The sequence below is a fragment of the uncultured Algimonas sp. genome, assembly GCF_947498175.1.
Classification (GTDB): Bacteria; Pseudomonadota; Alphaproteobacteria; order Caulobacterales; family Maricaulaceae; genus Litorimonas.
The window spans coordinates 79,669-92,183 of sequence record NZ_CANMJB010000003.1; the positions used below are offsets into that span (position 1 = coordinate 79,669).

14 protein-coding genes are annotated in these 12,515 nt (G+C 67.5%); 4 read left to right on the top strand and 10 right to left on the bottom strand.

Annotated elements, in window-relative coordinates; genetic code table 11:
• Positions 1–18 precede the first annotated feature (18 nt).
• The 4 genes from Q0718_RS05205 (at position 19) to lptB (ending at position 3,665) form a co-directional block, all read left to right on the top strand.
• Positions 19–774, top strand: coding sequence for a hypothetical protein (locus tag Q0718_RS05205; RefSeq protein ID WP_298914514.1), 756 nt, complete (start codon positions 19–21; stop codon positions 772–774).
• Positions 775–988: 214 nt separating this feature from the next.
• A complete protein-coding gene (lptC, locus tag Q0718_RS05210) occupies positions 989–2,215 on the top strand; it encodes an LPS export ABC transporter periplasmic protein LptC (protein ID WP_298914517.1) in 1,227 nt (408 codons plus the stop codon).
• A 38-nt stretch (positions 2,216–2,253) separates the two neighbouring features.
• Positions 2,254–2,832 carry an LptA/OstA family protein gene (locus Q0718_RS05215; protein WP_298914519.1) on the top strand — a complete coding sequence of 193 codons (579 nt, stop codon included), beginning with the start codon at positions 2,254–2,256 and terminating at the stop codon, positions 2,830–2,832.
• A 17-nt stretch (positions 2,833–2,849) separates the two neighbouring features.
• Positions 2,850–3,665, top strand: a complete 816-nt coding sequence (gene lptB, locus Q0718_RS05220; protein ID WP_298914522.1) for an LPS export ABC transporter ATP-binding protein — start codon at positions 2,850–2,852, stop codon at positions 3,663–3,665.
• A 154-nt stretch (positions 3,666–3,819) separates the two neighbouring features.
• On the opposite strand, the gene gspM is transcribed toward lptB, so the two are convergent.
• Genes gspM through Q0718_RS05270 form a run of 10 tightly spaced genes read right to left on the bottom strand, consistent with a single transcriptional unit; the run spans position 3,820 to position 12,513 of the window.
• Positions 3,820–4,275, bottom strand: coding sequence for a type II secretion system protein GspM (gspM, locus tag Q0718_RS05225; RefSeq protein WP_298914524.1), 456 nt, complete (start codon positions 4,273–4,275; stop codon positions 3,820–3,822).
• Positions 4,272–5,324: a type II secretion system protein GspL gene (gene gspL / locus Q0718_RS05230; RefSeq protein ID WP_298914526.1), complete on the bottom strand. Its 1,053-nt coding sequence runs from the start codon at positions 5,322–5,324 to the stop codon at positions 4,272–4,274. Before gspL ends, gspM begins: the two co-directional genes overlap by 4 nt.
• Positions 5,321–6,358, bottom strand: a complete 1,038-nt coding sequence (gene gspK, locus Q0718_RS05235; protein ID WP_298914529.1) for a type II secretion system minor pseudopilin GspK — start codon at positions 6,356–6,358, stop codon at positions 5,321–5,323. Before gspK ends, gspL begins: the two co-directional genes overlap by 4 nt.
• On the bottom strand, positions 6,351–6,935 hold the full coding sequence (gspJ, locus tag Q0718_RS05240) for a type II secretion system minor pseudopilin GspJ (RefSeq protein ID WP_298914531.1): 585 nt from the start codon (positions 6,933–6,935) through the stop codon (positions 6,351–6,353). The genes gspK and gspJ overlap by 8 nt, the downstream gene beginning before the upstream one ends.
• Entirely contained in the window at positions 6,932–7,411 is a 480-nt protein-coding gene (gene gspI / locus Q0718_RS05245) for a type II secretion system minor pseudopilin GspI (protein WP_298914534.1), read from the bottom strand. The genes gspJ and gspI overlap by 4 nt, the downstream gene beginning before the upstream one ends.
• Positions 7,408–7,893 carry a prepilin-type N-terminal cleavage/methylation domain-containing protein gene (locus Q0718_RS05250; RefSeq protein ID WP_298914539.1) on the bottom strand — a complete coding sequence of 162 codons (486 nt, stop codon included), beginning with the start codon at positions 7,891–7,893 and terminating at the stop codon, positions 7,408–7,410. The genes gspI and Q0718_RS05250 overlap by 4 nt, the downstream gene beginning before the upstream one ends.
• Positions 7,868–8,317, bottom strand: coding sequence for a type II secretion system major pseudopilin GspG (gspG, locus tag Q0718_RS05255; RefSeq protein ID WP_298914542.1), 450 nt, complete (start codon positions 8,315–8,317; stop codon positions 7,868–7,870). Before gspG ends, Q0718_RS05250 begins: the two co-directional genes overlap by 26 nt.
• A gap of 11 nt (positions 8,318–8,328) precedes the next feature.
• The gene (locus Q0718_RS05260) at positions 8,329–9,546 is read right to left on the bottom strand and encodes a type II secretion system F family protein (RefSeq protein WP_298914545.1); all 1,218 of its coding nucleotides are present in this window, start codon (positions 9,544–9,546) and stop codon (positions 8,329–8,331) included.
• 3 nt (positions 9,547–9,549) lie between these two features.
• Entirely contained in the window at positions 9,550–11,028 is a 1,479-nt protein-coding gene (gene gspE / locus Q0718_RS05265; protein WP_298914548.1) for a type II secretion system ATPase GspE, read from the bottom strand.
• Between the two features lie 60 nt (positions 11,029–11,088).
• Complete coding sequence (locus Q0718_RS05270; RefSeq protein WP_298914551.1) at positions 11,089–12,513, bottom strand: FAD-dependent oxidoreductase; 1,425 nt, start codon at positions 12,511–12,513, stop codon at positions 11,089–11,091.
• Positions 12,514–12,515 lie beyond the last annotated feature (2 nt).

Consider the following 12,515-nt stretch of genomic DNA (forward strand, 5'->3'; position numbering starts at 1 on the left):
GGATTGACGATGTTGGCCATGTCCAACGATCCCTCGAGGAATGCCGGACCCGCTCGCCGGATCCGTTCCGGGGTGCGACGCGCCGCGACGGCTGCTCTTGCCGTGCCTGTCCTGCTTGCCCTGGCCGCTCCCGCTCATGCGCAGAATGCGGATCCGGTCGCGGAAATGCCGCCGCTTTCGCTCAACCTGTCCGATCCGGCCTTCAGATCCGTCACCGATCTGGACGGGCTGGATTCGTTCTCCATCGCCCCGCTCGACCTGCCGGTCGATGCAGTCGGCTCCACCCTGTTCAAGCTGGATCTGTCCGATCCCACCTGCCTGACCGGCGCGGACCGGTGCGAGCGCCGGTCCGAGCGTCTTTCGCTCGGTGTGTCGGAATACATCACGGCCAAGAAGGATGACGGCATCGATCTGGTGCTGAGACCCCGCGCCAGCTTCCGCTTCGACGACCATAGCAGCTCCGCGCTGGTCGGCGCCGTGGTCGAAATCGGCGAGGACCTGCGCCGCGGCTCCGACTACAAGACCGATACGTGGTATCTGTTCGCCGGCGCCGATGCCGAAGCGCTGACCTACGCCCCCGACAGCATGGACCGCCTCTCCTCGGGCCGTTTCCACCTGCAGGACCGCATCATCGTCGGCGACGCCCAGGCCGGCGTCGGCTACCGCATCGGCGACGCCGACGTCTCCCTCTCCTACCTGCGCCGCGAAGCCCAGGCCGAAGGGGTCAGCTTCAACGAAGACGCGGCTGCGCTGTCGTTCACCTGGAAGCGCTAGACCTCTTTCAAACTCACGGATGTCTTGGTCGCGCTCCAGGCCTTGGGGTCATCCGGCACCGGGTCTCAGACCTCGCCGGCACAGCGTGCCTTTCGCCATGAAGGCGAAAGAGAGGCTTTCTGCCGGCTTCGGATAACCGGCCGCCTTACAATGTTCTCATCCGCGCAGCCTGCCCCTACCCAAGCCGCCAAGCCGCCGCTATAGCGGCGCGGAGATGACCGATATGCCCCTGCAGACCAATCCGGCGGCATCGCCTGGCGCGATGGGCCGTTCGCGCGCCCATGGCGATGCGCTGGGCCTGTGGGAGCCCAAGCGGACCCTGACCCTGGCGGCGGCGCGCAAGCATACGGAACGCATCATCTTCATCCGGCGCATGCTGATCGGGGCATCCGCCGCGCTGGTCGCGCTGCTGGCCTATTATTTCGCCACGCAAGGCGGGGAGATGGTGATCAAGGACGATCCCGACACGTCGGTCCACATGATCAAACCGCGCTATAGCGGGCGCACGTCGGACAGCCTGCCTTTCTACCTGACGTCCGAGACGGCGACCCGCGATCTGGAGAACCGCACGGAAGTCGCCCTGGCCGAGCCCGTGCTGGAATTCATCCGGGCGGAAGGGGCGGAAAGCAGCTCCGTCCAGGCCGATCTGGGCACATATGACGACATCAACAAGATCCTGGATCTGCGCGCCGACATGAGCCTGCCGCAGACGGAGCGGCAGAACGTCGTGTTGGAGACGGATGACGGCTATCGCTGCGTCACGGCTCACGCCCGCATCTATCCGCGCGAGAAACGCATCGTCGGCGACGCGCCGATCCGTTGCACGGGCAATTTCGGCGTGGTCGGCGGCCAAGCCTACGAAATCACCGACAATTACCGCACCTTCGTGTTCAAGGACGGCATGGACGGGATCATCAACCGCGACGACGAGGCGGCGACGGGCCTTCGCGCCGCGCCCGAAGACGAAGCGGACGCGCCCCGCCCGATCTTCGGCTTCGACGGGGACGGCCCCATCGCGGTCAAGGCCGACACGGCGACCTACAATGGCGGCACGACGGACCTGCTGGGAAGCGTCGTGGTCGAACAGGACGATTCCACCATCTATTCGAACGAAATGAAGATCCTGCGCGACAAGGCGACGAATGCCGCCGCCGGGTCGATCCAGTTGGGCGCGGTGCGCGACATCATCGCCACGGGGGATTTCCGCTACGTCTCGGACGAGAACGACGTGCGCGGCGACACCGGCGTGTATGAGCGCGATACGTCCACCCTGACCGTGACGGGCGATGTCAGAGTCGTCCAGCCGGACGGCAACACGGTCTCGACCAATCGCCTCGTCTATGACACAGTGACGGAGACGGTTCGGTTTTCCGGCCAGTGCCAGGGCCGCGATTGCGGGCCGGACGGCCGCACCCGGATCGTCATTCCGGGAAGCGAATAGGCCGGAACGCCAACAGGGTGGGACTTATGGACAATCGGATGAAACGCGCGCTGGCAGGCCTCTTCGTGATCCTGATCGGCGGGGCGCAGACGGCGAACGCGCAGTTCGCCCGGGCCGGCGGCGACACGCTGCTCTATGCCGACGATGTGGAATCGGTCGACGGCGTCATCACGCTGACCGGGCAGGCGGACGTGCGACAGGGCGACGTGCGCATCCTGGCCGACGAAATCGTCATTCATAGCCGCCAGGACGGCGGCGCGAGCGCAGGCCCGTCGGTCGGCACGGTCGCCGACGATATCGACCGGGTCATCGCGACCGGCAACTTCTTCTACATCACCCCGGAACAGGAAGTGCGCGGCAACCAGGGCGTCTACACGGCAGCCGACGACACGTTCGTCGTCACGGGCGACGTCATCCTGACGCAGGAAGACAGCGTCGTGCGCGGCACGCGCCTGATCTACGAATTGAATACGCAGAAAGCCCGGGTCGTCACCGATTGCCAGGGACGGCGCTGCCCGACCCAGGAGCGCGTCGCCATCCTGATCCGCGACACGTCGCAGGCCGGAGCCGAGACCGGAACGCCGGCCGGGTCCGAAGCGGAGGCCGCGGGCAGCTAGCCCGGCGTCGCTCTGGCATGACAGACAGTTTGGACAGCGCCCCGATGGACATCAGCCCGCACCCGACCGACCGGACCTTGCCGCACGAACCGGCGCAGCCGGTCCGCGTGCCCGCCACCGGCCTGGCCGCCAACAGCATCGGCAAGGCTTATCGCGGCCGCGTCGTGGTCAAGGACATCACCCTGACCGTGCAACGCGGCGAGGTCGTCGCCCTGATGGGCCCGAACGGGGCGGGCAAGACGACCAGCTTCTACATGATCATGGGCCTGATCGAGGCCGATCGCGGCACCATCACCCTGGACGGACAGGACATTACCGGCCTGCCCATGTATCAGCGCGCGCGCCTGGGCGTCGGCTATCTGCCGCAGGAGCAGAGCATCTTCCGCGGCCTGTCGGTCGAGGAGAACATCAAGGCGGTGGTGCAACTGACCGAACGCGACAAGAGCAAGTGGGACGACAATGTCGATGCGCTGCTCGACGAACTCAATATCGGCCATATCCGCAAATCGCCCGCGCTGGCCCTGTCCGGCGGGGAGCGCCGCCGGGTCGAGATCGCCCGCGCGCTGGCGTCCCGCCCCTCCTTCATCCTGCTGGACGAGCCGTTCACCGGCATCGATCCGATCGCCATCGCCGACATTTCCGAACTGGTTCTGTATCTGAAGCAGCGCGGGATCGGCATCCTCATCACCGACCACCGGGTGCGCGAAACGCTCGATATCGTGGACCGGGCGAGCATCCTGTTCCAGGGCGAAGCCCTGTTCGAAGGCACCCCCGAAGAAATCCGCGCCAACAAGGATGTGCGCCGGGTCTATCTGGGCGAGAAATACGCGTAAACTGACGGGAACATCCGCTCCGTAGCCGCTGGCGAAGGGGCTGTCGTGGCATTTGCGTCACTGCCGCCGGGCAGAGCGTGCAAAGCGCGCGTTCGCTCACTCTCGCTCGCGGCGGTTCGCTGTATGCGGGCCCCAGGCCGGATATCGGAAACGCTCACCGCACCGTGAATTGCGCCGACAGCCGCCCGTTCGCGTCCGCGCTGACCACGACCCGCTCCAGCGTCGCCGCATAGTCGCCCAACAGCGTTTCGAAAAACCCGTAGAGCCGCCGCGTTTCCGCATCGTCGATCCAGACCGAAAAAGCGCCGTCGCCGCTCGGCTGCACCTGGGTGAGCTTGACCGATTGCGCATTCGCCACCGCCACGAGTGCGGCGCGGTCGAAGGGGGCGCGCGAGGCGGAGCCACTGCCCGTCTGCGGAAGACGGGAGACCAGCGCCAGATCCGATTTCGCCCGGTCGAAATCCGCCCGCGCGGACGTGCCGGCCGCTTGGACCGGCAGGATCAGGATGAAAACCAGCAGGAAGACCGCGGCGAGGCCGGCCAGAATGCCCAGCAGCAGCTGTTCGCGCGGCTCGCGCGCCATCCACCAATTCGGCAGACCGGACATCATGACGGGTCTCCCAGGCTGAACGCGGCATCGCCGACGAAACGGCCGTTCTGTTCGCGCACGCCGCCCGTGACGAAATCCGCCCCCATCGTCGCGACCGTTTGTTCCAGCGCTCCGGCCGCCTCGAACCCCGGATAAACCAGGCGCAGGCGAAGGCTGTTTTCCTGCGTGTCGAAGGACAGCCGTTCGACCGAAATGTCCGGATGGGCGGCCAAGGCGCCAAACAGGCGATCGGACAGGTCCAGGAACGCCGTCGGATCGCTCTGGGACGGTTGGGCGGCGCGCACGGCGCGAGCCAGGTCGGGCGGCGCGGGCTGGCCGGTCGCCTGCGTGTAGAGGGCGCGCGCGGTTTCCTGCAGCCGGTCCGCCTGCGCCGCCGTGGCGCGGGCTTCCGCCAGCGACAGCCCGAAGCCGAACAGGCCGCAGACCAGCGCGGCGGCCGCGACGCGCGCCCAGGATCCGGCCTGGATGCGGATGCGGCGGCGATGGCGCCCGCTGCGCAGGTTCAGCGCGCCGCCATCGTCGAGGCGCGCGAAGATGGCGCGCGCGACCGTCCCGTCGTCATGCACCCGGCCGCCGGTCTCCGACCAGTCGGCATCGACCGCATCGCCGTCCAGGCCCGGCGTCACCACGCGGTCGAGCAGGCGGACGGGATCGGGACCCAGACCGGCCAGCGCATCGAAATCGGCGACGATCTGCGGCGCGTCGAAGCGGTCGAGCAGGCGGGTCATGACGGTGTCGGCCACCATCAGGGTCGGGGCCGGACTGTCCGGCCCCAGAACGACGTGCAGGTCCTGCAGGTCCGTGGCGATCCGGTCTTCATGGGCGAAGCGCGCCACGTTGAGGCGGTCCGCCCCGCGCACCTTGTCCGGAATATCGGTCACGAAGGCGCGCACATGCTGGCCCGGCAGGACGACGATGTCGGGGACGGCCGTGGGGGGCGAAAGCGCATCGACACCGCCGCGCACCGTCTCGACCGTCCCGCGTTCGCGGCGCGCCAGAATGGCTTCGCCTCCGGTCGTGCCGGGCAATATGAGCAGCGTTTCGGTCACCGCGGCGGCTCCTCGGCGGGCTGGTCCGCCCGGATGAGGGACGGAAACTCTTCCCGGCCCCAGGCGCGGTATGTGAGACGGGGCGGCGGCTTGTCCAGCCCTTCATAGGCCAGAAGCTGCGCCCGTTCGACCGGGCCGAAGCGCACGGTCGTTTCCGCGACGATGCGCTGCGGCGTGTAGACGATGTCGCCCAACCGCGCTGCCTTGTTTTCGTAACCGTCCAGGACGGGCGCCGCATTCAGCGCGTCCCGGGAGCCGTAGCCGCCGGACGGGCGCGACTGGATCAATTCCAGTGCGACGCGTTCCGCCTCGCGACCGCCGCCCAGAATGACCGCCAGGACCGGTGCATGCCGGGGTTCGGCCGTGTCGATGTTGAACCGGGTCGGCACGCCGTCCTCGCCGATGCAGACATGCGGCAGGAGGGTGCGGAACAGGATCTCGCCCATGCCTTCCAATGCCCGGAGTTCGGTCACGGACTGCATCGGCACGTTGGCCGTGCGGTGCGGCAGGTCCGTGCGGGACATGTAGATCCCGTCTTCCGCGCCATTCGCGCTGAGCTGGCTGTCCGCGTCGATCCAGTCCACGGCCGCCCCCGCCACGCGGGCTGCTTGTACCGGATCCGTCCCGAGGGCCAGCATGAGGGCTTCGAATTGCTGCCGCGCCGTATCCGATCCCACCCCGGAACTATCGACCAGCCCCGACAGGCGGAAGCAATGGCTGCCGTCCGACACGGCCACGGAAATCAAACCGTTTTCGAACGGCAGGATGACCGGCTCCGTCACGGCCAGCCGGGCGCCGAGCGCCGCACCGTCCACCTGCGAAACCGCGTCGATCTGGCTCCGCACGAAATCCGCCGCCCCGCGCGCATAGAGGTCGGCCTGCGCGGCGGCGTCCAGTTCCGCCGTGCGCGTGACGGAACTCCGCAAGGTCGCAAGCAACGCCAGCGCGACCGCGCTCATCAGGCTGAGCACCAGCAAGGTGCTCAGCAGGACGGTGCCGTCTTCGCGGCTAGGTGGAGCAGAGCGGCTACACATCGGGGATCTCGAACACATGGCGCGTCGTGGTGCCGTCTGCATGAACCAGGTCGATGGAGACCGCTTCTGCGCGATCTAATGGAATCATGATGCTATTGAATGAAGTTTGGCCAATCATGGGCATGACTTTCATTGCTTCGACGTCGTCCAACACAGTCCGATCCAATGGCGGTTCGACGAAGGCCGGATTTTCATGAGGTAGAAACGCGCGGATCAATCGCCCCTCTTCGACCCGCCATCCGACCCGCAACAAGTCTCCTCTCGGATATATACCCTCCGGGTTTGGGCGACCCCGACGCGTCAGCTCGAACCCATCCGTCAGCGCAGCACTCATGGATTCGTTCACAATTCCGCCCAGCCCGTCCCGGTTCTGCCGCCGCACCATATGGGCGAAATCGTCCGCCATGATCCGGCGGGCGGCGGCGAGCTGTTCGACCTGCTCGATCCGCGCTTCGGACCGCTCGCGCGCATCCAGCGTCGCGGTGAGCGCGATCAGCGCGCCCACGCTGATCAGCGAGAAGACGAACATGGAGACGAGCACCTCCACGAGCGTGAACCCGGCGTCGCGCGCGGTCATTCGTCCGCTCCGTCCGACGGCGGTGTCGGATCGGGGGCGGGGTCGGGCGCAGGATCGGGCGCAGGATCGGATGCGGGGTCCGGCGTGGAGCCCGGTGCGGCGGGACGATCGGGCGGATCGTAGCGGAAGGCCCGGCGTTGCGTCAAGACGCGGTCTCCGTCGCGTCGGCTGACGCGCACGACGACTTCGTAGAAATCCGCCTGCTGCGTGGCGGCTGTCTCGACGACCACGTCGAAGTCCAGGCCGCCGGACTCCGCTTCGGACCGCTCGGTTCCGGTCTCCACCGGGTCCAGTCGCGACAGCACGACGGCATTGTCGGCGACGAAGCCGGCATGGGTCTTCACCTGCAGGTCGGCCGTGCCGGACACGGCCAGCGTCGCCGCCCGGTTCAGCCCGACGATGGCCAGGCTGAAGATGGCCAGGCTGACCAGCACTTCGACCAGGGTGAAACCTTCATCCGCCGCCCGCGCCCTCATCGGTCCGCCACACGCTGGACACGTCCGCGCTCATCGGCGCTCAGCACATAGCGCGCCTCAGACCCGCGCAGCGTCAAAGCGAAATCGGGCACCAGGCCGTAAGGTTCGAACAGCAGGGCCGGTTCCGCCGCCTCGCCCGGGGTCAGCGGTTCACCCGCGACGTCGATCCGGACCGACAGGTTTTCGGGCCAGGGCATCGTTTCGGCGCGCTGCCAGGCCAGTCCGTCATGTCGGAACAGGACCAACCCGTCGGCATCGACGCCGAGCGCACGCATTTCCCCGGCGATGGCGCCCTCGTCCAGGAAAGCGTTCAACCGCACCGTCAGGGTCTCCGACGCCCTGTCGGCGTCGGCCCGGGGCTGCGGCAGGTTCATCACGACCGCGCCCACCATCAGCGACAGGATCGCCAGGACCGCCAGCAACTCGACGAGGCTGAACCCGGCTTCGCGGGTGCGCCTATTGCCAGTTTCCGATATCGGCATCGGCCCCTTCCCCGCCTTCCACACCGTCGGCGCCGTAGCTCAGAATGTCGATCGGACCGAATTCGCCCGGATTGCGGTAGATGTAGGGATTGCCCCAAGGATCGTCGCGCAATCTCTGGATATAGCCTTCGGGAGGATATTTGGCGGCGTCCACGCCGGGCGGCGCTTCGACCAGCGCGGCCAATCCGGCCTGTTCGTCCGGATAGCGGAAATGGTCCAGCCGGAAGAACTCCAGCGCGGTTTCGTAGGACGCGATGTCGGCTTGCGCCTTGGTGACGGACGCATCGCCCAGCCGCGGCAGCACGGCCAGCACCACACCGGTCGCCAGCAGGCCGATGATGGCCATGGTGACGAGGACTTCGGTCAGGGTGAAGCCGTCTTCGCCCGTGCGGGGGCGGTCGTCGGTGTTCTCGTTCTGTTTCACGTGAAACACTCCTAGAAGGACAGCGTGTTGAGCTGCAGGATGGGCAGGAAGATGGCGGCGGCGATCAGCAGCACGATCCCGCCCAGCACGATGATGATGAGCGGTTCCAGCAAGCTGAGAAAGACCTGCGTCGCCGCATCGAATTCCGATTCCAGATAGTCGGCCGATTTGGCGAACATGGCGCCGGTCTGCCCCGACGCTTCGCCGCCCAGCACCATCTGCACGACGATCGGCGGAAAGACCCCGGTCTGTTTCAGCGCGGCGCTGACGGGCGCGCCTTCGCGCACGCGCGCGGTCGCATCGCCCACGGCCGCGCGCATGACCGTGTTGCGCAGCGTGTGGCGCGCCGTTTCCATGGCGGCGAGCGCAGGCGTCCCGGCCGAGATCAGCCCGGCAATGGTGCGCGAAAAGCGCGCGGCTTCCAGATTGCGGATGATGCGCCCGATGACGGGCAGGCGCAGTTTCGTCGCATCCCACCGGCGCCGGCCGCCCACCGACCGCTTCCATAGCGAAAACAGCAGCCAGGTCCCGCCGATGACGATCAACACGGCCCACCAGTTGGATTGCAGGAATTCGGACGCCGCGATTGTCGCGCGGGTCAGAGGCGGCAATTCCTCGCCCAGCACGGTGAACTGCTCGGCCACCTTGGGCACGACCAGCGTCAGCAGGATGACCGTGACGATCAGCGCGATCGCGAGCAGCAATAGCGGATAGACGGTCGCGCCCAGCACCTTGCGCCGCACCGCGTCGGCGGCTTCCAGATCGTCGGCGCGGCGTTCCAGCACCGGGCCGAGCTGCCCGGCCGTCTCGCCCGCCGCCACCATGGCCGTGGTCAGCGCGTCGAACACGGCCGGGTGGGCGGCCAGCGCTTCGCTCAAGCGCGCCCCTTCCACCACGCGGGCACGCGCATCCAGCAAGACGCCGCGCATGCGCGACTTCTCGAACTGCAATGCGGTGATGCGCAGCGCTTCCTCCACCGGGGTGGAGGCGGAAATCAGGATGGCGAGCTGCCGCGCGGCGCGGGTGATGTGGCTGCGCTTGATGCGCGACCCTTTGGAGGGCGCCTGCGCATCGTTGGCGGCGCGTTTGGTGCGCGAGGGCCTGATCTCGACCGGGGTCAGCCGACGCGACCGCAACTGGTCCCGCGCCGCCCGCGCCGATGCCGCCATCAGCGTCCCCTTGCGGCGGGTTCCGCTGGCGTCGAGGGCGTTGTAGTCGAAGGCTTCCAAGGCTCAGACCTCGTCCCGGCGGCAGACGCGCAGCACCTCGTCGGAACTCGTCTGCCCGGCGGCGACCGTTTCCGCCCCGTCGGCCAGCAGCGTCCGGCGCGTCGCGAACGCATGGGCGGCCATGTCGCCTTCGGTCGCGCCTTCGTGGATCATGGCGCGCAGCGTCTCGTCCATCGGCACGATCTCGTAGAGGCCCAGACGGCCCGAATAACCCACGCCGGAACAGTGCGGGCACCCGACCGGCTTGTAGAACGTGTATCCGCTCCCTGTCAGGCCCAGCTCGGCCAGTTCCGCCGCGCTGGGCGTATAGCTTTCCTTGCAGCTGTCGCAGAGGCGGCGCACCAGCCGCTGCGCGACCAGCGCGGTCAGGGTGGAGGATAGCAGGAACGGCTCCACCCCCATGTCGCGCAGCCGCGCAACCGAGGCGAGGGCGGAATTGGTGTGGACCGTGGAGAGCACGAGGTGTCCCGTCAGCGAGGCCTGCACCGCGATTTCGGCCGTTTCGGGATCGCGGATCTCGCCGACCATGACCACGTCCGGGTCTTGGCGCAGGATGGCGCGCAGGCCGGCCGCGAAGCTCATGCCCACCGCGTTGTTGACCTGCGTCTGGCCGATTCCGTCCAGCGCGTATTCGACCGGGTCCTCGACCGTTAGGATGTTGCGCGACCCGTCATTGAGGCGTGACAGGGCGGCGTAGAGCGAGGTCGTCTTGCCCGACCCGGTCGGTCCCGTGACGAGGATGATGCCGTTGGGCCGGGCCAGCGCGGCGGCGAACGCCTGCTGCACGTCCGGGTCCATGCCGAGTTCTTCCAGCGCCATGCGCTGATTGTCCTTTTCCAGGATCCTCATCACAACCCGTTCGCCGTGGCGCGACGGCAGGGTCGAGACGCGCAGATCGATCGCGCGTTCACCGAGATTGAGCGAAAAGCGGCCGTCCTGCGGAATGCGTTTCTGGGCGATGTCGAGACGGCTCATGACCTTGACCCGGGATGTCAGGGCGGGCGCGAGGCGCACCGGCAGGGACAGGGCTTCGGACAGTTGGCCGTCGATGCGGAACCGCACGGCCAGCCGTTCCTCATAGGGTTCGATATGGATGTCCGACGCGCGCGAGCGGATCGCTTCCTGCAGGATGCCGTTGATGAGGCGGATGATCGGCGCGTCGTCGGAGCTGTCCAGCAGGTCCGACGTGCGCGGCAGCCCGTCCGCGAGCGCCGAGAGGTCCTGGGGCGCGCCGAGCGCGTCTTCGGACGCGCCCGCCAGATCGGCTTGCGCGTAGAGGCCGGACAGGCGCTGTTCGAACGCTTCGGGGCTGAGGGTTTCGCGCCGCACCGGATGGCCGATCACGCGGCGCGCCTCGATCAGCGCATCGCGCGGCGTGGACGATTTGTGCGCCAACGTCACCGCGCCCGCCTCGTCCGGCACGGCGATCACCCCGTGCTGACGGGCGAAGGCGTAGGACAGGGCTGGACGCGCGCTCGACATCCCCGCCTTATAGCGCGGGCAAGCCGTTCGAACATTAAAGTTTTATGGCGGATGCAGCGTCTATTGAAATTTCGTCCAGAAGCCCGACAGGGCCTTGGCCTTGGGGCCGAAGACGGCGTCGGTGAAGTACGAGGAGGCGGCGCGTTTCACCGCTTCGGTGCGGGTCGGATAGGGCGAGATCATGCCGGCGATCTGGCTGAGCTTGAGGTCGCCCGCCATGGCCAGGCTGATCGTGTTGATGATCTCTCCCGCATGGCTGCCGAGGACCGATGCGCCGATCAGCTTGCCCTTGGCGTCCAAATAGAGCTTCACGCCGCCGTCCGTGTCCCGCTCGGCGATGGCGCGGTCGTTTTCGTCGAACGCGAAGTGCAGCGTCCTGGCGGCATCGCGGTGGCTGGCGCCGATCGTGCCGAGTTCGGGCTGGGTGTAGATCACGGCGGGCATGCGGTCGGTGGTCGCCTTGGCGAACAATCCGCCCAGGCCCGGCGGCAGGAAATAGAGGTTCTTGATCAGCGCGGACGCGTGGAAACCCGCCGCGTGGGTCAGGCCGCCCTTGCCCGCCGCAATGTCGCCGGCGGCATAGACGCGCCTGTTCGACGTCCGCAGCGCGTCGTCCGTGCCTATCCCGTGGCGGTCATAGGCCACGCCGCCCTTTTCCAGGTCCAGCCCTTCGACGTTGGGCGCGCGCCCGGCCGCCATGAGCAGATGCGACCCGGTGATCGGGTCGCCGTTCTCGAACTCGACCGTGATCGTGCCGCCGGAAGCCTGGCTGATGCGTTCGGTCCTGGCGGGCGCGCGGAAGGCGACGCCTTCGGCCTTGAGCCGCTCGATCAGACCCTTGGCGTGATCCGGATCGTTGCGGGCAAGGGGTTCGGCGATGTCGATGATCGTCACCTCGGACCCCAGACGCCGGAAGCTCTGCCCCAGTTCCAGACCGATGGGCCCGGAACCGACGATCATCAGGTGATCCGGCAGGCGATCGACCTGGAAGATGGATTCGTTCGTCAGATAGTCGACCGTGTCGAGCCCCGGGATCGGAACGATGGCCGCGCGCGACCCGGCGGCCACGACGATGCGCTTGGCCCGGACTTCATGACCGTCCGACACGATGGTCCGGTCGTCCGCGAAACGGGCGTCCTCCTTGATGACGGTGACGCCGAAACCCGTATAGCGCTCGACCGAATCGACCGGGGCGATCTGGTCGATCACGCCCTGGATGTGCGCCTTGACCGCCTCGAAGTCGATGCCGGGCTCGCTCGGCGCGATGCCGTATTCGGACCCGTGGCGGCGGCCGTGCGCGACCTTCGCCGCCTTGATCAGCGCCTTGGACGGCACGCAGCCCGTATTGAGGCAGTCGCCGCCCATGTCTTCGCGTTCGAACAAGACGACCGAGCGGCCGAGATGGGAGGCGCCGTAGGCGACGGACAGACCGGCCGATCCGGCGCCGATGACGCAAAGATCGACCGTGTGGACTGTTTTGGACATGA

Excerpts from the sequence above, each read along its gene's own strand:
- gspE (WP_298914548.1), bottom strand. The coding sequence starts at position 11,028 with ATGTCGAGCGCGCGTCCAGCCCTGTCCTACGCCTTCGCCCGTCAGCAC.
- gspK (WP_298914529.1), bottom strand. The coding sequence starts at position 6,358 with ATGTGTAGCCGCTCTGCTCCACCTAGCCGCGAAGACGGCACCGTCCTG.
- Q0718_RS05250 (WP_298914539.1), bottom strand. The coding sequence starts at position 7,893 with ATGCCGATATCGGAAACTGGCAATAGGCGCACCCGCGAAGCCGGGTTC.
- gspI (WP_298914534.1), bottom strand. The coding sequence starts at position 7,411 with ATGAGGGCGCGGGCGGCGGATGAAGGTTTCACCCTGGTCGAAGTGCTG.
- Q0718_RS05270 (WP_298914551.1), bottom strand. The coding sequence starts at position 12,513 with ATGTCCAAAACAGTCCACACGGTCGATCTTTGCGTCATCGGCGCCGGA.
- lptC (WP_298914517.1), top strand. The coding sequence starts at position 989 with ATGACCGATATGCCCCTGCAGACCAATCCGGCGGCATCGCCTGGCGCG.
- gspM (WP_298914524.1), bottom strand. The coding sequence starts at position 4,275 with ATGATGTCCGGTCTGCCGAATTGGTGGATGGCGCGCGAGCCGCGCGAA.
- Q0718_RS05215 (WP_298914519.1), top strand. The coding sequence starts at position 2,254 with ATGAAACGCGCGCTGGCAGGCCTCTTCGTGATCCTGATCGGCGGGGCG.
- gspJ (WP_298914531.1), bottom strand. The coding sequence starts at position 6,935 with ATGACCGCGCGCGACGCCGGGTTCACGCTCGTGGAGGTGCTCGTCTCC.
- lptB (WP_298914522.1), top strand. The coding sequence starts at position 2,850 with ATGACAGACAGTTTGGACAGCGCCCCGATGGACATCAGCCCGCACCCG.
- Q0718_RS05205 (WP_298914514.1), top strand. The coding sequence starts at position 19 with ATGTCCAACGATCCCTCGAGGAATGCCGGACCCGCTCGCCGGATCCGT.